Source organism: Pseudomonas sp. FeN3W (genome assembly GCA_030263805.2).
Taxonomy (GTDB): Bacteria; Pseudomonadota; Gammaproteobacteria; order Pseudomonadales; family Pseudomonadaceae; genus Stutzerimonas; species Stutzerimonas stutzeri_G.
In genome coordinates this window covers 4,575,486-4,599,741 of the sequence record CP136010.1, presented here as the reverse complement: position 1 = coordinate 4,599,741, position 24,256 = coordinate 4,575,486, and the positions used below count along the sequence as shown (strand labels likewise).

Sequence of the window (24,256 nt, the reverse complement as noted above, 5' to 3'; positions counted from 1 at the left end):
GGATGTTTACAAAACTGGTCGAAACCGCTCCTTCAATCGGTCAGCAAGGACATCTGCGGCACAGGGTGCATTGCAGGCAAGGCAGGCAGGCCGGGCAAGCGCTCGCTCAGCAAGCCGTGAAAACGCATCGCCAGTTGCGGCGCGCAGTGATTATCGGGGGTATGCAGATAGACGTGCGGCGCCTTGCCCGCCTCGATCCAGCCAGCCACCTTGTCCAGCCAGGGCGCCATGAACGCATCGTTCGCCTCCAGCTCGGGGTGACCGACGAAGCGCACCTGCGGCGAATCGCTGAATGCCACCGGGCGCACCGGCAGACGCGGCTTCTTGCTCTGCGCGTGCAACACGGCGGGGTCGCGAGACTGGCAGCTGAACAGCGCGCGGCTATCGAGGCAGATGCGTTCGATGCCGCGATCACGCAGCAACCGGTTCAGGGCACGCTCGCCCTCCCCTCTGTCGAAGAACGCGGGATGCCGCACCTCGATCGCCAGCGCTGCGGCGAAGCCATCGATGAACGCCGCCAGCTCGCCCAGCCTTGACGGCCCAACGCTGGCAGGCAGCTGCAGCCAGAACGGCGTCACCCTTCGCCCCAACGGCAGCAACAGCCGCTGGAAAGCATGCGCCTGCTCCAGAGCCGCCGGCAGATCGCCAGCCTGACTGATATCGCGGGGAAATTTGGCACAGAACCGGAAGCCGTCGGGCATCTCGCCGGCCCAGCGCTGGACCTTCTGCTCCGATGGCCAGGCATAGAGCGTGGTATTGCCTTCGACCGTATTGAAGGTGGAACAGTAGCCGGCGAGGAAATCGGAAGCTGGCGTAGCCGTCGGGTACAACGAGCCGAGCCAGGCACTCTCGTTCCAGGAGGGGCAACCGAGGTAATAGGGAAGCTCTGGCAGATCGAACCGCCTTAGGCGTAGAGGTCGAGCCCGAGCACCTCTGCGCCGTCGAACTCGACGCTCATGCTGGCGGTGCTGGCGTAGCTGGCCAGCGCCTGGGCCACGCGGCTGGTCAGCGGACGCTCGGGCTGCGGCTCGTCATAGCGGAATGCGGAGTAGCGCTCGACCAAAGCGCTGGAATTGACCCGCTGCTGCGGACGATCGGCCTGGGGTTGGTAATCCTGACCGGAGCGGCTGTCGACCCCGCGCTGCGCCTGCGCGGCCCGCTGCGTTTCCCCATAGCTATCCGTCGCCCTGCCGGTACGGGCAGAACGATCCGTTGAATAGGGAACGGGAAAGGAGCTTTCGATGCGCATCATTGGACTCGATCAGAGGCCCGGCGACTCTAACGGGCAGCCAGGACTTTGGCAACGTTCCTCGTCATTTGATCCCTTTGGGCGTCGCGACATTGTCGCGCAGGTAGACCGGCTGGGCCTGATCGGCCTCCAGCGCCTCGCCTCGGCGCCAGGCGAAACTCGCCAGATTCAGCAGATCTTCGGCGTGCGGCAGCATACCCGCGTCGTGCGCACGTACGGCGACGGGTATCCGCTCGGCATAGCCCCAGCCGGTGCCAGCGCCAAACCAGTCGTCACCCGCAGCCCGCGGCAGCACAGCCTGCTCGGGTGGCAGCACAGCCTCGCTGCCGACCAGCTGCATCTCCCCCGCCTGTTCGCGATAACAGCCCCAGTAGACCTCGTCCATGCGCGCATCGATGGCCGCCGCGACCTGCGCTGCACCGTGCTCACGCCAGGCCCTCTGGGCGATGGTCGCCAACGTCGAAACCGGCAACACCGGGCGTTGCAATGCGAACGCCAGGCCCTGTACCACGCCGATGGCGATCCGCACGCCGGTGAAGGCACCCGGCCCCCGCCCGAAAGCGATGGCATCCAGCGCGGACAGCGCGACTCCAGCCTCGCCGAGCAGCGTCTGCACCATCGGCAGCAGCCGCTGGGCATGCAGGCGCGGAATCACCTCGTAGTGACTCAGCACCCTGCCGTCGTGCAGCAGCGCGACTGAGCAGGCTTCGGTGGCGGTATCCAGGGCCAGCAGAGTGGTCATCGGGTCGGTCCGGTAGGTAAAAAGGCGCCGATTCTAACGTATTCGCGGAGCGGGTTCTTTCGCGCTCGTCCTGACCTCTGGGCAAAAAAATGCCCGTATCCTTCGATACGGGCATTTCTATCGCTCGCGCCAGGCAGCTTCGATCAGCTCAGCGCAGCGAACACCTTGGCAGTGATTTCGTCCACCGAACCGACACCCTCGATGCGGCTGTACTTCGGCGTGCCTTCCGCAGCCGCCAGGCTCTGGTAGAAGTCCACCAGCGGCTTGGTCTGCGCATGGTAGACGGACAGGCGATGACGCACGGTCTCTTCCTTGTCGTCTTCGCGCTGGATCAGCTCATCGCCGGTTTCGTCGTCCTTGCCAGCAACCTTCGGCGGGTTGTGCTCGGTGTGGTAGACGCGACCGGAAGCCGGGTGCACACGACGACCCGCGATGCGGCCGACGATTTCTTCGTCGTCCACGGCGATCTCGATGACGTTGTCGATGCGCACGCCAGCGTCCTTCAAAGCTTCGGCCTGCGGAATGGTGCGCGGGAAACCGTCGAACAGGAAGCCATTGGCGCAATCGGGCTGGGCGATGCGCTCCTTGACCAGGTTGATGATCAGGTCATCGGAAACCAGGCCGCCGGCATCCATCACGCTCTTGGCCTTGAGGCCCAGCTCGGTGCCCGCCTTGACTGCGGCACGCAGCATGTCGCCCGTGGAGATCTGCGGAATACCGAACTTTTTGGTAATGAAGCCAGCCTGGGTACCTTTTCCGGCACCGGGCGCTCCCAGCAGAATCACACGCATGATGAGTCCTCGAGTTTCTTAGAAGGGGGACGATTCTGCCAGCCGGCCGGAGCGGCTCATCGCTGACGAATCAAAAATTCTGGTTTGCCGCTATGCGACAAAAGGTTGAACACGATACACAGCGCACCGAGACGGCACAAGCCGTCCCGAAAGCGTGTATCGACCCGCATAAACGTCACGATTAGACACGAGTTGCGCTCAACGACTACGCATCACGCAGCCGTTTAGCGCCGGGAGCCGCCACCTCAGCCGGTGTTGCGCAAGCCCGCCGCGATACCGGCCACACTGACCAGCAGGGCCTGCTCGAGTGGGCTGTCTGCCGGGTTCTGCTGCTGCCTTGAGCGAGCCAGCAGCTCGATCTGCAGCAGGTGCAACGGATCGAGATAGGTGTTGCGCAGGCTGAATGCCTCCTGGGTCTTCGGGCTGTGATCGAGCAGATCGACCTGGCCGGTCACGCTCAGCACAGCGTCGACCACCTGCGACAATCGGTCACGCAAATCGCCACCCAGCGAAAGCAGCTCCGGCTGCACCAGGCGTTCGTCGTAACGCCGCGCGATATCGGCGTCGGCCTTGGCCAGTACCATTTCCAGCATATCGATGCGCGTGGTGAAGAATGGCCAACGCGCGCGCATTTCGGCCAGCCGCTCGCCCTCCCCGCGCGCCAGTGCGCTCTGCAGTGCCCGCTCCCACCCCAGCCAGGCCGGCAGCATCAACCGCGTTTGCGTCCAGGCGAAAATCCAGGGAATCGCCCGTAGGCTTTCCACCCCGCCCTCGCGGCGCTTGGAGGGGCGACTGCCCAAAGGCAAACGGCCCAGCTCCAGCTCGGGTGTCGCCTGGCGGAAGTAATCGACGAACAGCGGATGCTCGCGCACCACGCCACGATAGGCCGCCACCCCTTCGGCAGCCAGGCGATCCATGCTTTCACGCCAGCCGGCTTCGGGCATCGGTGGCGGCAACAGCGTCGCCTCGAGTACCGCAGCGAGGTACAGGTTGAGGTTCTGCTCGGCGATGTCCGGCAGGCCGAACTTGAAGCGAATCATTTCGCCCTGTTCGGTGGTACGGAAACGCCCGACTACCGAACCCGGCGGCTGCGACAGGATCGCTGCGTGCGCCGGGCCACCGCCGCGCCCCACGGTGCCGCCGCGGCCGTGGAACAGCAACAATTCGACGTCGTGTTCGCGGCACACGTCCACCAGCCGTTCCTGAGCGCGGTACTGGGCCCAGGCGGCGGCGGTGGTACCAGCGTCCTTGGCCGAGTCGGAATAGCCGATCATCACCTCTTGCGGGCCATGCAGGCGCTGGCGATACCCCGGCAACGCGAGCAGGCGGTCGATGATCGGCGCGGCGTTGTTCAGGTCATCCAGGGTTTCGAACAGCGGCACCACGCGCATCGGTCGCTGCAGGCCGGCTTCCTTGAGCAGCAACTGCACGGCGAGTACATCGGACGCCGCATGGGCCATGGAAATGACGTAGGAGCCGAGTGATGCCCCCGGCGCCTCGGCGATCACCGCGCAGGTGGCGAGCACCTCGGCGGTATCGGCCGACGGATGATAATGCGCCGGCAGCAGCGGTCGGCGATTGCCCAGTTCGAGCTGCAGCCAGTCCAGCCGCTGCTGCTCGTTCCACTGCTGGTAGTCGCCCAGCCCGAGGTAATCGGTGATTTCCGCCAGTGCCGCGGCATGCCGTGCGGCATCCTGGCGGATGTCCAGCCGTACCAGGAACAGCCCGAACACGGCCAGTCGTCGCAGGCAGTCGAGCAGCGCACCATCGGCGATCATGCCCATCCCGCAGGCATGCAACGAGCGGTAGCAGAGTTCCAGCGGCCGACGCAGTTCCGCGCAGTCCTGCAGCACTTCCGCCGGCGCTGGTTGGCCATGCTCGATGGCGGCTCGCGCCCACTCGCGGGTCGCCCGTAGCCGTTGGCGCAGGGGTTTGAGCAGGACCCGGTACGGCTCGGCCGAATCACCGGTCAGACGCAGCAGTTCCTCGCTGGCTTCGCTCATCGACAGCGCGGTGATCAGCCCTTCGATCTCACGCAGGTACAGATCGGCGGCCACCCAGCGGGCGGTCAGCAATACTTCGCGGGACACCATCGCGGTCACGTTCGGATTGCCATCGCGGTCGCCACCCATCCAGGACGCGAAGCGGATCGGCGCGGCTTCCAGCGGCAGGTGCAGCCCGGTGGTACGCCTGAGCGTCGCATCGGTCTGGCGCAGTACGTTGGGTATGGCCTTCCACAGCGAGTTCTCGATGGCGGCGAAGCCCCACCGCGCCTCTTCCACCGGCGTCGGTCGGTTGCGACGGATTTCCTCGGTGTGCCAGACCTCGGCGATCAGGCGTTGCAGCTGCAGCTCGATCTTCGCCTGCTCGGCGTCGGAGAGGTCGGTGTGGTCCCGTGCAGCCAGCTGCTCGGCGATGGCGTCGTACTTCTGGATCAGCGTACGCCGTGAAACCTCGGTGGGATGCGCCGTCAGCACCAGTTCGATTTCCAGGCGACTGACCTGCCGCGCGATGAATTCATTGTCGTGCCCGGCCGCCTTGAGGCGTTCGATCAGATCGGCGAACACGCTGGCTTCGAAGGGCGCCGGCTCGCCAGCCGTACGACGACGAACCTGATGGTACTGCTCGGCGATATTGGCCAGATTGAGGAACTGGTTGAACGCCCGGGTCATTGGCAGCAGTTCATTCTCGTCCAGGCTGTCCAGGGTTTCGGACAGCAGTTGCGCACCCTCGGTCGAGCCTTTGCGTGCCGCCTTGGCACCCTTGCGGATGCGTTCGATCTTGTCGAAGAACTGGTCGCCGTGCTGGGCACGGATGGTGTTGCCGAGCAGTTCGCCAAGCAGGTGTACGTTGTCGCGCAAGCGCGCGTCGATGATTTTCGCCATGACCTTCTTGCTCCTCCTGGGCTGCCGCCTTCACATGAGTGACTCGCCGCTTCTTATCAGACGCGCCGCGGAGAAAACGATCCTGAACGGCTACGCTGAAATTACCTCCAACCAGAGTGCCCACCGCATCCGGCCCTGACAAGGCGTCAACGCCGACGACCATGTTGCGGACAGCACGATTGCACACGTCATCACCGCTCGTAAGCGCGGGCAAAGGAGTAATCATGAGAATTTCCGAGCTGGTCAGCCATTGGGAACGGGACGCCAAGGGCCATATGAGCCAGACCACCTACAGCATTCCGCTGGACGTCGAGAGCGCGGCACGGCTCGCGGCGCTCGCCGAGATGTATCCCAAGCGCAGCACCGAAGCGCTGCTCGGCGAGCTGGTCGGTGCGGCCCTCGAGGCCGTCGAAACCAGCCTGCCCTATGAGCGCGGCACCCAGGTCATCGCCACTGACGAACAGGGCGATCCGATCTACGAGGACGTTGGACCCACCCCGCGCTTTCTCGAGCTCTCGCGCAAACACCTCAAGCGCATGCTCGACGCTGAAGCGTCTTCCACGCCGCCGGCCTGATCGGTAAAGCGCAACCTGCACGCTTGGCGCCCGCCTTGGGCGCCTGCTCACTCGACCGACCCCGCTTCGTCCGCGCAGATCACCCCTGCCTCTGGCAAACCCGCTCACGGCGGTTCTCTCGATGACAACCGCTCTAGCCCGCCAACTTTCACTGAACGTTTAGCGCCGTTTGGCCTCACAAAAATATGTCCCGACATCGGTAGTGCCCTATTCAGCACACTGCCCGGCCAGGGACGGTAGCTATTCGTTGAGTAATTCGAACTGGAGACTGACCATGAACAAAGCTGTCGCAACCCACGCTTCGAGATTTCAGCTACCCAAGCTGGCGGCCATTGCACTTGGCGGCCTTCTGCTGACCGCATGCGCCGGTAATCCACCGACCGAACAGTTCGCCGTGACTGAATCGGCCGTACGCAGCGCCGTCAGCGCGGGAGGCACCGAGTATGCCGCAGTGGAAATGCGCGCCGCGCAGGAAAAATGGAAAGAGGCCGAACTGGCCATGCAGAAAGAAAACTACGAACAAGCCCGCAAGCTGGCCGAACAGGCCGAATGGGATGCCCGCGTAGCCCAACGCAAGGCCGAAGCGGCCAAGGCGCAGAAGGCCGTGGAGGACGCACAGCAGGGAATCCGTGAACTGCGCGAAGAAGGCATGCGCAGCGTTCGCTGAGCCCGCCTCAGGTTCGACATTCCGTTTATTGCACAAAGGATGAATTCGTCATGCACAAGCTCGTAACCCTACCGACTCTTCTGGCACTGAGCATTGGCTTGGTGGCCTGCGCCAACCAGCCCAATCAGAACCTCGAAGAGGCACGCAGCAGCTTCTCCGCACTGCAAAGCGACGCCCGTTCCAGCAAGGTCGCAGCCCTGGAGACCCAGGACGCCAGCAACATGCTGGACAAGGCCAACAAGGCGTATCTGAATGATGCCGACGAAGAGACGGTGGATCAGTTGGCCTACCTGACCAAGCGCCGCATCGAACTGGCCGAGCAGACCATCGCCCTGCGCGCGGCCGAAGAGGAGCTAGGCAAGGCCTCCGCGCAGCGCGCCGAAGCCCGCCTGGAAGCCCGGGACGCGCAGATTCGCAAGTTGCAGGAAGACATGCAGGCCAAGCAGACCGAGCGTGGCACCCTGGTGACCTTCGGCGACGTGCTGTTCGATTACGACCGCGCCGAGCTGAAGCCAGGCGGCATGCGCAGCGTGCAGAAGCTCGCCGAGTTCCTAAACGACAATCCCGAGCGCAAGGTGATCGTCGAAGGCTACACCGACAGCACCGGTTCTGCTGAATACAACCAGCGTCTTTCCGAGCGTCGTGCCGACGCTGTACGTATGGCCCTGGTGAAGATGGGCGTGGACTCGCAGCGCATCGTGTCGCAGGGCTACGGCAAGGAATATCCGGTCGCGAGCAACAGCGACTCGGCCGGCCGCGCCATGAATCGCCGGGTGGAAGTGACCATCTCCGACGATAACAAGCCGGTGGCACCGCGCTCGTCGATGCGCTGATACAACCAACGCCTCAGGCGCTAAACGAACGCTCCCGACGCATCAGTGCGTCGGGAGCGTTTCTGTTTCAGCGTGCCGCACACCTGTAGGCGTCAACGCAGAAGGCCAGCCGGGACTTGCTCTTCCATGCAGCGCACGGCGCGCTTCTTGTTGTCGACCAGCACGCCGGTCAGGCCCTTTTGTTCGGTATCGAACAGCACCAGCACACCATCGATGCACTGAGCCACCTGCGACGCCGGCTTCAGCGATACCCGGTAATCCTCGCCGGGAACGGTCTTGAGCATGGTGTAGTCAGCCAGCAGCAACGCATCCTCCGGCTTGGCGATATGCACGTAGCCGTAATAGGACAGCACCGCGACCGTGCCTAGCACGCTGCCGATGGCGGTCAGGATCAGGGGAATGGGATTGCGTTCGGGCATGGACGGTCTCATCGAGGCAAAGAGGCGCATTGTGACAAATTCGAGGGTCTTCGGCGGCTCATTTACCACCGGCGCGGGTTTCGCCACGGGCCTGTGATGTCGCCTCGTAGACCCGCTCGGCCAGGCGCGAGAATGGCAGGCTCTGGATCCAGACACTGCCGGTGCCCTTGAGGGTGGTGAGCAGCAACCCTTCACCGCCGAACAGCATGCTCCGCAGGCCACCAGCGAGCTGGATGTCGTAGTCGATGCCCTGGGTGAAGGCCACCAGGCAACCGGTATCCAGGCGCAGGGTTTCGTTGTTCAGCTCCTTGCGGATCACCGTGCCGCCGGCATGCACGAAAGCCAGCCCATTGCCCTCCAGACGCTGGAGGATGAACCCCTCGCCACCGAAGAAACCTGCGCCGATGCGCTTGCTGAAGCTGATGCCGATGCGCGTGCCATAAGCCGCACAGAGAAAGGCATCCTTCTGACAGAACAGCTTGCCGCCCGCAGCAGCAAGATCAATCGGCACCACTGTGCCCGGGTAAGGCGCGGCGAAGGCCACACATGCCTTGCCCTTGCCTTCATTGGTGAAGTGAGTGAGGAACAGCGACTCACCGGTGATCATCCGCTTGCCCACGCCCCACAGCTTGCCGAGCACGCCGCTCGCCGAACCGTCGCCCATGCGCGCCTCGAACCGCACGCCGTTGGTCATATAGTTCATTGCACCGGCTTCGGCGATCACCGTCTCGTCTGGATCGAGGATGATCTCCACGCTTTGCGCGGATTGACCGAGGATTTCGTATTCGAGTTCGTGGCTGGACACGGCGAGCTCCTGAGGCGATCGGGTTGCGGCGCAGCAAGGATCCGGCAGCGTCCCGCCGTTACCTATTTGCGCCCGAGAATGCGCAGGATACGCAGGAACAGGTTGATGATGTCCATATAGAGCGCGGCGGCGCTATCGATGGCGTTGTCCAGGGTCTTGGGGATCTGGTTCGCCCGCCCCCAGTCGACACCGACATAACCGCAGAAGATCAGCACCACGATCCAGTCGATCACGCCGTGGTGGATGCCGAGGATGAACAGCTCGACCAGTTCGACGACGATCACCAGCAGCAGCGCCACCGTCAATGCGCTGGCGATGCTGGCGAAGAAGCGCGGAAACAGCGTGCCGAGCGCCATCATGCCGAGGGTCACCAGCGCGGTGATGCGGATCGCCTCGTGCACCAGCGCGCTGTCGTAGCGGCTGACCACCAGGTTGACGATCAGCCCGAACGGCACCACCACCAGGTTGTAACCGAGGAAACTGACCCAGGGCTTGTTCGAACTGTGAAACAGCCAGGCGCCGGTCAGGCAGCTGGCGAAGTACCCGCCGAAGAACAGCCAGGGATGGATGCTGCGAATGGACTCGACCGGAATGTTGCCGACCATCCACCAGTTGACCCAGAAGCCCCAGCAGAGGGTCAGGCCGATGACGAGGTTGTAGGCGCCAGCCGAGAGGGTACGGTCCAGTGGGCTGGACTGGCGGGCAAAGACGGAGTTTTCCATGTCGTTACGCTTCCTTGCGTGTTGGTGTTCGTGGTTTGCGCCGAATCGACTCAGAGGATGTTGGCGTAGTCGGCTTCGATGCGATCCAGGCTCAGGTGATTCAAGAAGTTGGAGAAGCACATCCAGGCCGACAGCGCGTTGAGGTCCTGGAACTGCTGCGGCAGGTACCGGGGCGGCACCACCATGCCCTCGTCCACCAGCTGGCGCAGGGTGCGCATGTCCTCCAGGGTGGTCTTGCCGCAGAACAGCAGCGGGATCTGCTCGAGCCGCCCCTTGCGCACGGCGAGCTGGATGTAGTTGTAGATCATGATGAAGCCCTTCAGGTAGGACAGGTCCTTGGTGAAGGGCAGGCCATCGGGCGTCGAGCCACGGAATACCCGGCTGGCATTGCTGTAGCAATCCTCGTCGGCGTAGCCCTGCTCGCGGAAGAAGCCGAAGACGTCGAGGAAGTCGGCGCCCTCCTCGGCCATGTGGATGGCGCGGGTACGGTTGGTCAGCTTGCGCAGGCGCGTCGGATAGGAGGCGAAGGCGATCACCTCCATGAGGATCGCCAGGCCTTCCTGGGTCACCGTGGACGACGGCGGGCCCTTGGCGAGGAAGGTGCAGATCGGCTGGTTCTGCCCGTTGAGCGTGGTGCCGACGTGCACCAGGCCCTCGTGGACCTCCAGGGCGCGTACGTCGCGTTCATTGAACAGCGCGTCGCTGCGGATCTTGATGTAGTCGGCGCCGGCCGCCGCGTCGGCGAGGATGCCGTCGGACTCGAAGACGCGGATCACACCCTCGCCTTCGCCGAATACCACATCCAGGCGCTTCTGCAGCAGCTCGACCGCCTGCGGCGCAGTGAGATTCTTCGGCTCGTCGCGCAGGTCGCCACGATCGGCGATGTTGTTCAGGTAGTCGGAGAGCATCAGGCCGAGATCGGCCAGGGTCGGGTCGCCGGCGTGGAAGGCATCGGATGCCGCGCCGTAGAGTTCCTGGGAGATCATGCCGAAGTCCGGCGTACCACGCGCCTCGAGCATACGGATGACCATGCGGTATTCCTTGCACATGCGCCGCATGATCTGCCCGACCGGGTTGAACTGCCCTAGCTGACGGGTGATGTCGCGCTCGATGTCCTGGAATTCCTGCTTCTTCGCGCTGGAATCGAAGGCCAGCGGGCGGCCTTCGTAGTAGCCGCGATCGATCTGCGGCAGCTCACGGCCCTTGGCGGCGAAGAACGCCTGGCGGGTCGCGTCGTCCCACTTCACCGCGTCCAGCACGCGCACCGGCGTCTGCGCCTCGACGATGCGGTCGGACAGCCCGCGCACGATGGTCTGATACTCGTCCAGGTTGTTACGGCTGTTCATCAGTCCCTCTTCACGGATGCCCCGTACCCTTGAGGTTATACCCGCAGCGACCGAGGTCGGCACACTGCGGGTCAATCGACGCTCAGTGGATCAGAGTTCCGGACGCATGTGCGGGAAGAGGATCACGTCGCGGATCGACGGCGAGTTGGTCAGCAGCATCACCAGACGATCGATGCCGATACCCTCGCCGGCGGTCGGCGGCATGCCGTATTCCAGCGCACGGACGAAGTCGGCATCGAAGTGCATGGCCTCGTCGTCGCCGGCGTCCTTGTCGGCCACCTGGGCGTGGAAGCGCTCGGCCTGATCTTCGGCGTCATTGAGCTCGGAATAGGCGTTGGCGATCTCGCGGCCGCCGATGAACAGCTCGAAGCGATCGGTGACGTTGGGGTTGCGATCGTTGCGCCGGGCCAGCGGCGAGACCTCGAACGGGTACTCGGTGATGAAGGTCGGCTGCTCCAGCTTGTGCTCGACCAGCTCCTCGAAAATCATCACCTGCAGCTTGCCCAGGCCTTCGTGGCCGAGCAGCTTGGCACCGGCCTTCTTGGCGATGGCGCGGGCCTTTTCCAGATCGTTGAGATCGGCGGCCAAGATCTCCGGATTGAACTTGAGGATCGAGTCGAACACCGACAGCCGCGCGAACGGCTCGCCGAAGTGGAACACCTTGTCGCCGTAGGGCACGTCGGTGCTGCCGAGCACGGCCTGGGCCAACTCGCGGAACAGCTCCTCGGTCAGGTCCATGTTGTCTTCGTAGTCGGCATAGGCCTGGTAGAACTCGAGCATGGTGAACTCGGGGTTATGCCGGGTCGAGACCCCTTCGTTACGGAAGTTGCGGTTGATCTCGAACACGCGCTCGAAGCCACCGACCACCAGACGCTTGAGGTAGAGCTCCGGTGCGATACGCAGGAACATCGGCATGTCCAGCGCGTTGTGGTGGGTCTCGAACGGCTTGGCCGCGGCGCCGCCAGGGATGGTCTGCAGCATCGGCGTTTCGACTTCGAGGAAGTCACGCTCGGCGAGGAACTTGCGGATGTGGGCGATGACCTTCGAGCGCACGCGGAACGTCTCGCGCACTTCCTCGTTGACCATCAGGTCGACGTAGCGCTGACGATAGCGCTGCTCGGTGTCGGTCAGGCCGTGAAATTTATCCGGCAGCGGGCGCAGCGACTTGGTCAGCAGGCGCACGTTGTTCATGTAGACGTACAGGTCGCCCTTGCCCGAGCGTGCCAGCGTGCCCTCGGCAGCGATGATGTCGCCCAGGTCGAAGTGTTTGACCGCCTCGACCTGCTCGGCCGGCAGGGTCTTGCGATCGACGTAGACCTGGATGCGCCCGCTCATGTCCTGCAGCACCATGAACGGCCCGCGGTTGAGCATGATGCGCCCGGCGACCTTGACCGGAATGGCCGCCGTTTCCAGCTCTTCCTTGGTCTTCTCGGCGTACTGTTTCTGCAGGTCGCCTGCATAGCGGTCGCGACGGAAGTCGTTGGGGAAGGCATTGCCCTGCTCGCGCACGGCAGCAAGCTTTTCCTTGCGCTGGGCGATCAGCTTGTTTTCTTCCTCTTGGATGGCGTGCTGGTTCAGCGGTTGTTCGCTCATTGCGGGTCGTCCCGGTCAAATCGTTTCAATGGGGTGCTTGCGGCTTGAGGCGTGCGGCTGCGCTCAGAGCCCCTGTTTGAGGCTGGCTTCGAGGTACCCGTCGAGGTCGCCGTCGAGCACCTTCTGGCAATCGCTGCGTTCCACGCCGGTACGCAGATCCTTGATGCGCGAGTCGTCGAGCACGTAGGAACGGATCTGGTGGCCCCAGCCGATGTCCGACTTGCTGTCTTCCAGCGCCTGAGAGGCGGCGTTGCGCTTCTGCATTTCCAGCTCGTACAACTTGGCCCGCAGCATCTTCATGGCGGTGTCCTTGTTGGCGTGCTGGGAACGTTCGTTCTGGCAGGCCACCACGGTATTGGTCGGCACGTGGGTGATACGCACTGCCGAATCGGTGGTGTTGACGTGCTGACCACCGGCACCAGAGGAGCGGTAGGTGTCGATGCGCAGGTCGGCCGGGTTGATCTCGATCTCCACCTTGTCGTCGATCTCGGGCGATACGAATACCGCCGAGAACGAGGTGTGGCGACGGGCGCCGGAGTCGAACGGGCTCTTGCGCACCAGGCGGTGCACGCCGATCTCGGTACGCAGCCAGCCGAAGGCATATTCGCCCTTGATGTGTACGGTAGCGCCCTTGATGCCGGCGACCTCGCCCTCGGACAGCTCGACGATCTCGGCGCTGAAGCCGCGCTTGTCGGCCCAGCGCAGGTACATGCGCAGCAGGATGTTGGCCCAGTCCTGGGCCTCGGTACCGCCGGAGCCAGCCTGGATATCGAGGTAGCAGCTGTTGGGGTCCATCTCGTGGCTGAACATGCGGCGGAACTCGAGCTTCTCGAGAATTTCGCGCAGGCGCTCGACTTCGGCCACGATATCGTCCACGGCGCCTTCGTCGTTTTCTTCGGCGGCCATTTCCAGCAGGTCGCGCGAATCGGCCAGGCTACCGGTCAGGTCGTCGATGGTTTCGACGATCTGCGCCAGCGTGGCGCGTTCACGGCCCAGGCTCTGGGCGTATTCGGGCTTGTTCCAGACGTTCGGGTCTTCGAGCTCTCGGTTTACTTCGACGAGACGATCATGCTTCTGATCGTAGTCAAAGATACCCCCGAATTGACAGGGTGCGCTCGGACAGGTCCTTGATGCTGTTGAGGATCGGGTTGATTTCCATAGGTAGGCAGCTCTCAATCGGACGGTGCAAAAGCCGGCGATTATAACTCAGCCAACCCGTGCTGACAGCCCGCTGGGCGTGCCGGTGGACTGTCAGGAAACGGATTTGCCCTCATGATGGCTGGTCAGGCACTGACACCACGTACCTGGCTTTCCAGCTCGCCTTTGAGTTGGGGATCGAGCCGCAGGCAGCGAGCCAGTTCGTCGAGGTAGGCACGCTCCATGAAATGCTCCTCGTCGACCATCAACACGCTGGCCAGGTACATTTCCGCAGCCATCTCCGGGGTGCTGGCGGCACTGGCCACGTCGGCCGGGTCCAGCGGCTTGTTCAGTTCGGCCTCCAGCCAGTGCTGCAGATCCGCATCGGCGAGCTTGCCCAGTTCCGCCTCGATCAGCTGACGCTCTCGGGCATCGACATGGCCGTCGGCCTTGGCCGCTGCCACCAGTGCCTTGAGAATGCCCTGGCTGTGGACCTCGACCTCTGCCGGCGGCAGGCGATCGATGGTCTGTGGCGTCTGCTGCTGCGTCCCGCCCTGCTGTGCCTGCCAGTTGCTGTAGGCCTTGTAGGCGAGCACCCCGAGTGCCGCCAGACCGCCGTAGGTCACCGCCTTGCCGCCCATCTTGCGTACCTTGCGGTTGCCCAGCAGCAGGCCCATGGCACCGGCTGCCAGCGCGCCACCACCGGTGCCCGACAGGGCATTGCCGAGCGAACCGGCGCCAACGCCGGAAAGCAGATCGCTCAAACCACCCTTGCCAGGTTTGCCACCTGCACTGGATTGCTGCTTCTGCAGCAGGTCCTGCCCGGACCTGAGCAGTTGATCGAGAAGGCCACTGGTTTTCATCGAAGTCCCCAAACGGATTGAATCAGGATTGAACAGCCATGCTCAGTCGAACGACTCGGGCACCTGACGGATCGGCGTTTCGCGATGGGCGGCACGCACGTACTGCGCCGGCCAGGCTACGGAGTTGTCGCGCAGGTATTCGGCGGCATGCAGCGGCCAGTACGGATCACGCAGCAGTTCGCGGGCGAGCAGGATCAGGTCGGCCTGGCCGGTGCGCAGGATGTGTTCGGCCTGCACCGCTTCGGTGATCATGCCGACCGTGCCGGTGGCGATGCCCGCCTCCTTGCGCACGCGTTCGGCGAACTGGGTCTGGTAGCCCGGCCCGACTGGAATATCGGCGTTGGCCGCGGTGCCGCCCGACGACACGTCGATCAGGTCGACGCCAATCTCTCTGAGCCGCCGTGCGAGCTCGACGGTTTCGTCTGCATTCCAGCCGTCATCGACCCAGTCGGTCGCCGAGAGACGGACGAACAGCGGCAACTCCTCGGGCCAGACCTGGCGAACAGCCGCCGTAACCTCCAGCAACAGGCGGATACGGTTGTCGAACGAGCCGCCGTAACGGTCCTGGCGCTGATTGGACAGCGGCGAAAGGAACTGATGCAGCAGGTAGCCATGGGCCGCATGCACCTCGGCGACCTTGAAGCCGGCTGCCAATGAGCGCTCGGCCGCCTCGACGAAGGCCTGCACGATGCCCGCGATACCGGCGTCATCCAGCGCCGTCGGCACGGCATGTTCAGGCGAGAAGGCAATGGTCGAAGGGCCAACCGGGGTCCAGCCGCCAGCGGCGATCGGCACGCTGCCATGCTTGCCGAGCCAGGGCCGCCAGGTGCTCGCCTTGCGCCCGGCATGGGCCAGCTGCACGCCGGCGAATGCGCCCTGCGTCTCGATGAAGCGGGTGATCCGCCGCAATGGCTCGACATGCTCGTCGGACCAGATACCCAGGTCGTCCGGCGAGATTCGTCCCTCAGGGCTGACCGCCGTCGCCTCGACGATCACCAGCCCGGCGCCACCGACGGCGCGACTGCCTAGATGCACCAGATGCCAGTCGTTGGCCATCCCGGCCTTGGCCGAGTACTGGCACATCGGCGACACGACGATGCGGTTGGGCAGCTTGAGCTGGCGCAAGGTAAACGGCTGGAAGAGCTGGGACATATCGGCCTCTACTGTCGTGGATGCGGATTGGACACCCGTCAGTAGAGACCGTTTCCGCGCCCATGCCCAGCCCGACGCCGGCGGAACTGTCAGCCTCAGGCGGCGCTGACCTGCACCGGCACACCGTTGAGCGCGGCATTGCCAGAAACGTCCAACTGGCGCTCGTCAGTCAGGTCGTTACTGCTGGCGCCAGCCTGCTGCCGGGCGATATCCATTTGCACGCCAGGACGGGCGTGCCCCCAACCATGTGGCAGGCTGACCACGCCAGGCATCATTTCCTCGCTGGCCAGCGCCTCCACCTCGACCACGCCGACCCGCGAATGTACGCGCACCCGCTGGCCATCCTGCAACGTCCGAGCAGCCATGTCCGCGGGGTTCATCAGCAGCTGATGACGCGGTTTGCCCTTCACCAGCCTCTGGTAGTTGTGCATCCAGGAATTGTTGCTGCGCACGTGGCGGCGGCCGATCAGCAACAGCTCGTCGGCGCCTGCCTGCGGCTGCGCGGCGAAGCGCTGCAGGTCGTCCAGCATGAGCGCCGGCGCGGCCTGGATGCGTTGGTTCGGCGTTTTCAGGCGCCGCGCCAGATTCGGTTTGAGCGGCCCGAGATCCAGCCCGTGGGGGTAATCCTCCAGTGCTGCCAGGCTCAACTTGTGCTCGGACTTGTCGCCATAAGGCCCGTGACGCAGCGCCAGGTCCATCATCTGCTGCGGCGGCATGGTGGGCTTGAGCTCGGCACCCACCCGCGCCGCGTAGGCCCTGGCCAGCCCGATGAAGATTTCCCAGTCGTGCAGTGCACCCTCGGGCTTGGGCAGTACCGGCTGGTTGAAGCGGGTGACGTTGCGCACCGCGAGCAGATTGAATGTCGCGTCGTAATGGTCGTGCTCCAGCGGTGCGGTCGGCGGCAGGATCACGTCGGCATAGCGGGTGGTTTCGTTGATGTAGAAGTCCACGCTAAGCATGAACTCCAGGCCATCCAGCGCCTGCTCCAGCTTGCGGCCGTTGGGCGTGGAGAGCACCGGGTTGCCGGCCACGGTGATCAGCGCACGTACCTGCCCTTCCCCAGGCTCGAGCATCTCCTCGGCCAATGCCGCTACCGGTAGTTCACCGCCGTACTCGGGCAGTTGCGAAACCCGACTACGCCAGGCGGCAAAATGGCCGCCCTTGGTGGTTTCCACCAGATCCACCGCAGGCTCGGTGCACAGCGCGCCGCCGACCCGGTCGAGATTACCGGTGACCAGGTTGATCAGCTGCACCAGCCACTGGCAGAGCGTGCCGAAGGCCTGGGTCGAAACGCCCATGCGTCCGTAGCAAACCGCCTTGTCCGCCGCCGCGAAGTCCCGCGCCAGCTGGCGGATCTGCTCGGCCGGAACCCCGCAACGGGCGCTCATCGCTTCAGCGCTGAAGGCGGCGATCGCCGTGCGCACCTCCTCGATGCCGTCCAGCGGAAGCTCGCTGGTACGCGTCAGGCCCTCTTCAAAAAGGGTGTTGAGCAGGCCGAACAGCAGCGCGGCGTCCTGTCCGGGGCGCACGAACAGGTGTTGATCGGCGATGGCCGCGGTCTCGCTGCGCCGCGGGTCGACCACCACCAGCTTGCCACCGCGGGCGCGGATCGCCTTCAGCCGCTTCTCCACGTCGGGCACGGTCATGATGCTGCCGTTGGAGGCCAGCGGGTTGCCGCCGAGGATCAGCATGAAATCGGTGTGATCGATATCCGGCACCGGCAGCAACAGGCCGTGGCCGTACATCAGGTGGCTGGACAGGTGGTGCGGCAGCTGGTCGACCGAGGTCGCCGAGAAACGATTGCGCGTTTTCAGCAGGCCGAGGAAATAGTTACTGTGGGTCGTCAACCCGTAGTTATGCACGCTCGGGTTGCCTTGGTAGATGGCTACGGCATTGCTACCGTGGTGTTCACGGATCTCAGCCAGGCGCTCGGCAACCAGTTCGTAGGCCTCGTCCCAGCCGATGGCCTGCCACTCGTCGCCGCAGCGGCGCATCGGGTGGCGCAGGCGGTCGGGGTCGTTCTGAATGTCCTGCAGCGCCACCGCCTTCGGACAGATATGGCCGCGGCTGAAGCTGTCGAGGGGGTCGCCCTTGATCGAAAGGATGCGCTCGCCTTCGGTCTGGATGGTCAGACCGCAGATGGCTTCGCACAGATGACAGGCACGGTGATGGACGCTGATGTCGCTCATTTCGGGTTCCCGCATGGCGCTGTTGTTGTCTCGCCACTCTAGGCGCGGCGGCGGCAGGCAACAATCGAACGTTCCGGCGGGGAATGCCAGCCGATTCAGCCAGCCTATCGTCGGCTGGCATGCATCGGTCAGCGCGGGGCGATATGCGCCACCATCAGCTGCACGCTTTCCTGGCCGCGATACTCGTTGACGTCGAGCTTGTAGGCCAGCTCCGCCCAGCGCACCGTCGGGTTCGGCCAGGTTTCGCGGTCGACGTTGAAGGCGATACCGTCCAGCGTCAGCGAGCCGCATTCGCTCTTCAGCACGAGTTTCAGATGGCGCTCGCCGACGATGCGCTGCTGTACCAGCTGGAACACGCCATGGAACATCGGTTCAGGGAAATGCTGACCCCAGGGCCCGGCGTTGCGCAACGCACGCGCCAGTTCCAGGTGGAACTCCTCGACGCTGAGCTGGCCGTCGGTGAGCAGCCGGCCGGTGAGATCGTCCTCGCACAACTGGCGGCGCACCTCGGCGTCGAAGGCGGCGGCGAAAGCGCCGAAGTTGGCTTGCGGCAACGACAGCCCGGCCGCCATGGCGTGCCCGCCGAACTTGCTGATCAAGCCGGGATGCTTGGCGGCGACCGCATCCAGCGCATCGCGGATATGAAAGCCCGGCACCGAGCGCGCCGAGCCCTTGAGCAGCCCGTCGCCAGCATCGGCGAAAGCGATGGTCGGGCGGTGATAGCGCTCCTTGAGGCGCGAGGCGAGGATGCCGATCACGCCCTGGTGCCAGTCCATCTCGAACAGGCACAGGCCGAACGGCAGATCCTCCAGCGGCAGGTCCTTGAGCTGCGCCAGCGCCTCGCGCTGCATGCCCTGCTCGATGGCCTTGCGATCCTTGTTCAACTCGTCGAGTTGAGCCGCCATGTCGCGCGCCAGCGCCTCGTCCTCGCAGAGCAGGCATTCGATGCCCAGCGACATGTCATCCAGCCGACCGGCCGCGTTCAATCGCGGGCCGAGGATGAAGCCCAGGTCGGTAGAAGTGATACGCCGATGATCGCGTCCCGCCACCTCGAGAATCGCCCGCAAGCCCGGCCGAGCCCGCCCCGCGCGAATTCGCGCCAGGCCCTGATGAACCAGAATGCGGTTGTTGGCGTCCAGCGGCACCACGTCGGCGACACTGCCCAGCGCCACCAGATCGAGCAGCTCGGCCAGGTTCGGCTCCGCCCTGCCCTGACGGACGAACCAGTCCAGCTCACGCAGGCGCGCGCGCAGGGCCAGCAGCACATAGAAGATGACGCCGACCCCGGCGATGCACTTGCTAGGGAAAGTACATTCCGGCTGGTTGGGATTGACGATGGCATCGGCCGCCGGCAGTTCGTGGCCCGGCAGGTGATGATCGGTAACCAGCACCTTGAGCCCTGCCGCCTTGGCCGCCGCCACACCGTCGACGCTGGAGATGCCGTTGTCCACGGTCACCAGCAGGTCGGGTTCGCGCTGCAAGGCGACGGCGACGATTTCCGGGGTCAGACCGTAGCCATATTCGAAACGATTGGGCACCAGGTAATCGACATGGGCAGCCCCCAACTGGCGCAAACCGAGCACGCCGACCGTGCTGGCCGTGGCGCCATCGGCATCGAAATCGCCGACGAAGAGGATGCGTTGACGCTTTTCCAGTGCCTCGACCAGCAGCTCGACTGCCGCATCGATGCCCTTGAGCTGTTTATAAGGAATCAGCCGTGCCAGCCCCTTATCCAGCTCCGCTGCGCAGGTCACACCACGCGCCGCGTAGAGGCGCTGCAGCAGCAGCGGTAGCTCGCCAAGATCAGGCAGCTGCTCGGGCAAGGGGCGGGGTTCGATACGCATGGATTCCGGGCTCGGTAAAGGTCGTTTACAGGGAAGTGGCGGCGCGGGCGGCCTGGTCGTACAGCCCCGACATGGCACGCAGCATGCCAGCCAGGCGATGAATATCCTCGGGATCGATATTGAGGTTCTCGAACGAGGCAATCAGGCATTCGCGGCGGATGTCGGCGTATTCCTGGCAGAGGGCACGACCCTTGTCGGTGGTGCGATAAAACATTTCCTTGCCCTGCTTCGCACCTTCCACCAGGCCGAGTTTGCCGAGCTTCTTCAGCGCGTAGGTCACGGTGTGCGTGTCTTCCACGTTGAGCAGCAGACAGATGTCCGCCTGTCGCTTGGCGCGGCCGCGACTGGTGAGGTTGTGCAGCACCATGACGTCCAGCGCGTTCATCTCCACCGTGCCGCAAGCCTGCATGCAACGCTCCATCCAGCGCATCAGCGCGGCGCTGGCGACGATGATGCCGTACTCCAGTTCGGACAGTTCCTGGGACTGCTCGGCGAGGTGCGCCGAAGCGACGATCGAAGATCGCAACGGGCGAGGGCTTTTGGCGTCAACCATCTTGAGTTCCTGATTGATGAAGCGGCAGCGCCGTTCGTATCGATGTGGCGGGCAAGGATACAGCAATGTCCGTTCAGGTACTTCAGGCGGCCTACGGAAAAAATACGTTGATAATTTATCGATACTTTATCAGTGTATCGTTCTTCGACACCGCCGCAGATGACCAGCCCACTCGAAAGGAGCAGCCAACGTGAGTCGTCTCTTACTCAATTGCGACATAGGGGAAAGCTTCGGCGCCTGGACCATGGGCCTGGATGCCGAGGTGATGCCGTTCATCGACTGTGCCAATGTCGCCTGCGGCTTCCATGCATCCGATCCGCAGATCATGCGCCGCACGGTCGCGTTGGCACGCGAGCATGATGTGCGCATCGGCGCTCATCCGGCCTATCCGGATCTGGTCGGCTTCGGCCGGCGCTCCATGGCCTGCAGCCCGGCCGAAGTGGAGAACATGTTCCTCTACCAGATCGGCGCGCTCGACGGCATCTGCCGCGCCGAAGGCACTCAGGTTCGCTACGTCAAACCACACGGTGCGCTATACAACGACATGATGCGCCAGCCCGACCTACTGCGCGCGGTGATGCGTGCCATCAAGGCCTACGGTGCCAACCTGCCGCTGATGCTGATGTCCATCCGCGACAACAGCGCGAGCCAGGCGCTGGCGACGGAAATGGGCATCACCCTGTGGTTCGAGGTGTTCGCCGACCGCGCCTATGACGCCGCCGGCATGCTGGTGTCGCGCAGCCAGCCGGGCGCCGTCCACCACGATGCAGACATCGTCGCCGACCAGGCCCTGCGCCTGGCCAAGGGCGAGGCGCTGACCGCGAGCGATGGCAGTGCGTTGAGTCTGCAGGCCGACACCCTTTGCGTGCACGGCGACAACGCCGGTTCCATCGCCGCCGTCCAGCGCATCCGCCAGACGCTGCAGGCGCTTCCCGCATGAAGCCGCGGATCGAAGTGGTCGGCGTCGACAGTCTGTTGCTGCGCCTGTTCGATCAGATCGACGAAGACAACATGCCCTGGATGCTCGCCGCCAGTCAGCGTGTGCGCGAAACCTTCGGTGCAGCGCTGATCGATCTGGTGCCCTCCTACACCACCCTGCTGGTGCATTACGACCTGAACCGACTGGACGATCTGCAGGCACGTCAACTCCTTCACCAAGCGCTCGAAGGTCTGCAGCCGGTCGCCGCCGAAACTGCGCGCCAGCACGAAATACCGGTGTGGTACGACGCCAGCGTCGGTCCCGAGCTGCAAGCGCTGGGCAAGCACAGCGGGCTCGGTGTCGCCGGCGTGATCGAGCAACACAGCGCGCATATCTATCAGGTATTCGCCCTGGGTTTTGCACCGGGCTTCGCCTTTCTCGGACTGGTGGACGAGCGTCTGGCCAGCCCGCGCCTGGCCACACCGCGCAAGCAGGTGCCGGCCGGCAGCCTGGGCATCGCCGATCGGCAGACAGCGGTCTACCCGCTGGTTTCGCCGGGCGGCTGGAATCTGATCGGACGCAGCCCGGTTCGTCTGTTCGATCGCGAACTCGACGGCTACAGCCTCTGGCAACCAGGCGACCGGGTGCGCTTCGTACCCATCGAGCGCGCCGAATTCATCCGTCTGGGCGGCGACGACAGCCCTTTTCAGGAGACAACCGCATGAGCCTGCTTGTCGAACGAGCCGGCGCACTGGCCAGCTTGCAGGACGGCGGCCGCATGGGCGTCCGCCACCTCGGCGTTACCCAGGGCGGCCCTGTGGACTGGGTGTCTCACGGCTGGGCCAACTGGCTGCTTGGAAACCCTGTGCAGGCCGCAACGGTGGAAATCACGTTGGGCAATTTCAGCCTGCGCGCGGAAACCGACGCCTGCCTGGCGATCTGCGGCGCCGATCTTGGCGCCACGCTCGATGACGAGGCCATCGCGCCGGGGCACAGCTTCGAGGTCCGCAAGGGTCAGCTGCTTACCTTCGCGCACCCAAAGCGAGGCGCTCGTGCCTATCTCGCGGCGCCTGGCGGCTTCCAGGCGACACCGGTGTTGGGGAGCTGCGCCACGGTCCGACGCGAGCAGCTCGGCGGCCTGGACGGTAGCGGCCAAGCGCTGTTCGAGGGCGACCGCTTGCACTGGCTCGACGGTGTTTCTGCCGCTCCCCGGGAGCTGCCCGCGCAAACCGCCACCTCGCTCTCGAGCCCGACCTTGGCGGTCGTGCTCGGTGCGCAGATTGGTGATTTCAGCGGCCAGAGCCTGTTCGACACCTTCAACAGCGACTGGACCGTCGATCAACGGGCTGACCGCATGGGCGTCCGCTTGCGTGGCCCCGTACTGCACAGCGCACGTTCATCGATGATTTCCGAGGGCGTCCCGCTCGGTGCGATCCAGGTTCCAGCCGATGGACAGCCGATCATCCTGCTCAACGACCGCCAGACCATCGGCGGCTATCCGCGCCTCGGCGCGCTGACACCCGCGGCGGTGGCCCAGCTGGCGCAGTGCCTGCCCGGCACCTCGCTAAGACTCAAACCGATTGCACTGGAGGCCGCGCAACGGGCGCATCGCGAACTGCTCGCACAGTGGCGGTAGTCGCTCATAGAAACCGCTGACCAGCAGCTCGTTACTCCTACAAGAACAACATGCCGGGTATGACCCGGGCGCATTCCTACCTGCCCCAACGCCAAGAAAAAAGAAGGTATCCAATGCAAACCACACAAGCCGAACGCGGCACCCCTGCTCAGCGCAACGTCCTGCGCGGCGCTATTTTCATCATGGCGACCTCCTCCATCGGGCCCGCGTTCCTGACCCAGACGTCGCTGTTCACCGAAAAATATCTGGCGAGCTTCGCCTTCGCGATCCTTATCTCGTTGCTCATCGACATCGGTGCACAGCTCAACATCTGGAGGGTGATCACCGTCGCCAACCTGCGTGGGCAGGACGTCGCCAACCGCGTGATACCCGGCGTCGGCCATCTGATATCCGCATTCATCGTCCTTGGCGGCATCGCCTTCAACATCGGCAATATCGGTGGCGCCGGATTGGCGATGAACGTGATCTTCGGCGTCCCGCCGTTAATCGGCTCGCTGATCGCTGCCGTGCTGATCATTGGCATCTTCCTGCTACGCAACGCCAAGGGCGTGATGGATTCGGTGATGCAGGTGCTCGGCCTGGTGATGCTGTGCATGATCGGCTACGCCATGCTGCAGTCGAATCCACCGCTGCTCGAGGCGATGAGTCGCAGCTTCAATCCGGACGACCCATTGATCCTGCTGCTGCCGATCGTGACCTTGGTGGGCGGCACGGTCGGCGGTTACATTTCGTTTTCCGGTGGCCATCGCCTGGTGGAAGCCGGCATCACCGGCGTCGAGAATGTCAGGCTGGTAACCCGCGCGGCCGTGATCGGCATCGCCACCACCGGCGTCGTGCGCATCTGTCTGTTCCTCGCCGCGCTCGGTGTCGTCAGCCAGGGGTTGAGTCTCGATCCGAGCAACCCCGCTGCGTCGGTGTTCTCCCATTCGATGGGCACCATCGGCTACAAGATTTTTGGCGTAGTGCTGCTGGCCGCTTCGGTTTCATCGGTGATCGGCGCCGCTTATACCAGTGTGACCTTCATGTACTCGCTGCATGACAGCATCCGCCGGCATAACCAGCGAGTCGTGATCGCCTTTATTGCCTGCTCGACGCTCATCTACAGCCTGGTCGGCCAGCCCGTGAAGGTTCTGGTGGTAGCGGGCACGCTGAATGCCCTGGTGCTGCCGCTGGCACTCGGCTGCATACTGCTCGCATCGCGCAAAACGAACATCGTCGGCGACGCCTACCGTCACCCAACCTGGATGCTGTTGTTCGGACTGCTGGCGATGCTGGCTACGGCGGTTGGGGTGGTGATGTCGTTCAATGCACTGCTGGAGTTCTGGCGTTCGTGAAC

23 protein-coding genes are annotated in these 24,256 nt (G+C 64.1%); 7 read left to right on the top strand and 16 right to left on the bottom strand.

What is annotated here, in order from left to right; translation table 11 throughout:
• Positions 1–32: 32 nt before the first annotated feature.
• The 5 genes from P5704_021700 to ppc form a co-directional block, all read right to left on the bottom strand.
• Positions 33–893 carry a DUF72 domain-containing protein gene (locus P5704_021700; protein WOF81301.1) on the bottom strand — a complete coding sequence of 287 codons (861 nt, stop codon included), beginning with the start codon at positions 891–893 and terminating at the stop codon, positions 33–35.
• An 11-nt stretch (positions 894–904) separates the two neighbouring features.
• A complete protein-coding gene (locus P5704_021695; protein WOF81300.1) occupies positions 905–1,249 on the bottom strand; it encodes a hypothetical protein in 345 nt (114 codons plus the stop codon).
• Positions 1,250–1,313: 64 nt separating this feature from the next.
• Positions 1,314–1,991: a tRNA (adenosine(37)-N6)-threonylcarbamoyltransferase complex dimerization subunit type 1 TsaB gene (gene tsaB, locus P5704_021690; GenBank protein ID WOF78586.1), complete on the bottom strand. Its 678-nt coding sequence runs from the start codon at positions 1,989–1,991 to the stop codon at positions 1,314–1,316.
• 143 nt (positions 1,992–2,134) lie between these two features.
• Positions 2,135–2,782 carry an adenylate kinase gene (gene adk, locus P5704_021685; protein ID WOF78585.1) on the bottom strand — a complete coding sequence of 216 codons (648 nt, stop codon included), beginning with the start codon at positions 2,780–2,782 and terminating at the stop codon, positions 2,135–2,137.
• Positions 2,783–3,027: 245 nt separating this feature from the next.
• A complete protein-coding gene (gene ppc / locus P5704_021680) occupies positions 3,028–5,667 on the bottom strand; it encodes a phosphoenolpyruvate carboxylase (protein ID WOF78584.1) in 2,640 nt (879 codons plus the stop codon).
• 224 nt (positions 5,668–5,891) lie between these two features.
• Between ppc and P5704_021675 the strand changes: the two genes are divergently transcribed.
• The 3 genes from P5704_021675 (at position 5,892) to P5704_021665 (ending at position 7,742) form a co-directional block, all read left to right on the top strand.
• Positions 5,892–6,242, top strand: a complete 351-nt coding sequence (locus P5704_021675; protein ID WOF78583.1) for a pilin assembly protein — start codon at positions 5,892–5,894, stop codon at positions 6,240–6,242.
• A 274-nt stretch (positions 6,243–6,516) separates the two neighbouring features.
• Positions 6,517–6,909, top strand: coding sequence for a DUF4398 domain-containing protein (locus P5704_021670; protein ID WOF78582.1), 393 nt, complete (start codon positions 6,517–6,519; stop codon positions 6,907–6,909).
• Between the two features lie 50 nt (positions 6,910–6,959).
• Positions 6,960–7,742 carry an OmpA family protein gene (locus P5704_021665; GenBank protein ID WOF78581.1) on the top strand — a complete coding sequence of 261 codons (783 nt, stop codon included), beginning with the start codon at positions 6,960–6,962 and terminating at the stop codon, positions 7,740–7,742.
• Positions 7,743–7,834: 92 nt separating this feature from the next.
• Here P5704_021665 and P5704_021660 read toward each other — a convergent pair whose 3' ends face one another.
• The 11 genes from P5704_021660 to P5704_021610 form a co-directional block, all read right to left on the bottom strand.
• A complete protein-coding gene (locus P5704_021660) occupies positions 7,835–8,161 on the bottom strand; it encodes a hypothetical protein (GenBank protein WOF78580.1) in 327 nt (108 codons plus the stop codon).
• Positions 8,162–8,219: 58 nt separating this feature from the next.
• Complete coding sequence (locus P5704_021655; GenBank protein WOF78579.1) at positions 8,220–8,966, bottom strand: TIGR00266 family protein; 747 nt, start codon at positions 8,964–8,966, stop codon at positions 8,220–8,222.
• A 62-nt stretch (positions 8,967–9,028) separates the two neighbouring features.
• Positions 9,029–9,688, bottom strand: a complete 660-nt coding sequence (locus tag P5704_021650; GenBank protein WOF78578.1) for a Bax inhibitor-1 family protein — start codon at positions 9,686–9,688, stop codon at positions 9,029–9,031.
• A 50-nt stretch (positions 9,689–9,738) separates the two neighbouring features.
• Positions 9,739–11,034: a flavohemoglobin expression-modulating QEGLA motif protein gene (locus P5704_021645; GenBank protein WOF78577.1), complete on the bottom strand. Its 1,296-nt coding sequence runs from the start codon at positions 11,032–11,034 to the stop codon at positions 9,739–9,741.
• Positions 11,035–11,124: 90 nt separating this feature from the next.
• A complete protein-coding gene (lysS, locus tag P5704_021640) occupies positions 11,125–12,627 on the bottom strand; it encodes a lysine--tRNA ligase (GenBank protein WOF78576.1) in 1,503 nt (500 codons plus the stop codon).
• Positions 12,628–12,690: 63 nt separating this feature from the next.
• A protein-coding gene (prfB, locus tag P5704_021635) for a peptide chain release factor 2 (protein ID WOF78575.1) occupies positions 12,691–13,786 on the bottom strand; the annotation gives its coding sequence in 2 pieces (ribosomal slippage) (positions 12,691–13,713 and positions 13,715–13,786; 1,095 coding nt in all).
• A gap of 124 nt (positions 13,787–13,910) precedes the next feature.
• On the bottom strand, positions 13,911–14,627 hold the full coding sequence (locus P5704_021630; GenBank protein WOF78574.1) for a tellurite resistance TerB family protein: 717 nt from the start codon (positions 14,625–14,627) through the stop codon (positions 13,911–13,913).
• A gap of 42 nt (positions 14,628–14,669) precedes the next feature.
• The gene (locus P5704_021625; protein WOF78573.1) at positions 14,670–15,779 is read right to left on the bottom strand and encodes an NADH:flavin oxidoreductase/NADH oxidase; all 1,110 of its coding nucleotides are present in this window, start codon (positions 15,777–15,779) and stop codon (positions 14,670–14,672) included.
• A 95-nt stretch (positions 15,780–15,874) separates the two neighbouring features.
• Positions 15,875–17,968 (bottom strand): molybdopterin-dependent oxidoreductase, encoded by a 2,094-nt coding sequence (locus tag P5704_021620; GenBank protein WOF78572.1) that lies wholly within the window; start codon positions 17,966–17,968, stop codon positions 15,875–15,877.
• Between the two features lie 128 nt (positions 17,969–18,096).
• A complete protein-coding gene (recJ, locus tag P5704_021615) occupies positions 18,097–19,812 on the bottom strand; it encodes a single-stranded-DNA-specific exonuclease RecJ (GenBank protein ID WOF78571.1) in 1,716 nt (571 codons plus the stop codon).
• A gap of 25 nt (positions 19,813–19,837) precedes the next feature.
• Positions 19,838–20,365, bottom strand: a complete 528-nt coding sequence (locus P5704_021610; protein WOF78570.1) for a winged helix DNA-binding protein — start codon at positions 20,363–20,365, stop codon at positions 19,838–19,840.
• Between the two features lie 190 nt (positions 20,366–20,555).
• Here P5704_021610 and P5704_021605 point away from each other — a divergent pair, with 190 nt between their 5' ends.
• The 4 genes from P5704_021605 to P5704_021590 all read left to right on the top strand — a co-directional run bounded on the left by P5704_021605 (position 20,556) and on the right by P5704_021590 (position 24,254).
• The gene (locus tag P5704_021605) at positions 20,556–21,305 is read left to right on the top strand and encodes a 5-oxoprolinase subunit PxpA (GenBank protein WOF78569.1); all 750 of its coding nucleotides are present in this window, start codon (positions 20,556–20,558) and stop codon (positions 21,303–21,305) included.
• Positions 21,302–22,009: a 5-oxoprolinase subunit PxpB gene (gene pxpB / locus P5704_021600; GenBank protein ID WOF78568.1), complete on the top strand. Its 708-nt coding sequence runs from the start codon at positions 21,302–21,304 to the stop codon at positions 22,007–22,009. Before P5704_021605 ends, pxpB begins: the two co-directional genes overlap by 4 nt.
• Positions 22,006–22,920: a biotin-dependent carboxyltransferase family protein gene (locus P5704_021595; protein ID WOF78567.1), complete on the top strand. Its 915-nt coding sequence runs from the start codon at positions 22,006–22,008 to the stop codon at positions 22,918–22,920. The genes pxpB and P5704_021595 overlap by 4 nt, the downstream gene beginning before the upstream one ends.
• Before the next feature lie 113 nt (positions 22,921–23,033).
• Positions 23,034–24,254, top strand: a complete 1,221-nt coding sequence (locus P5704_021590; protein WOF78566.1) for an NRAMP family divalent metal transporter — start codon at positions 23,034–23,036, stop codon at positions 24,252–24,254.
• Positions 24,255–24,256: the final 2 nt, after the last annotated feature.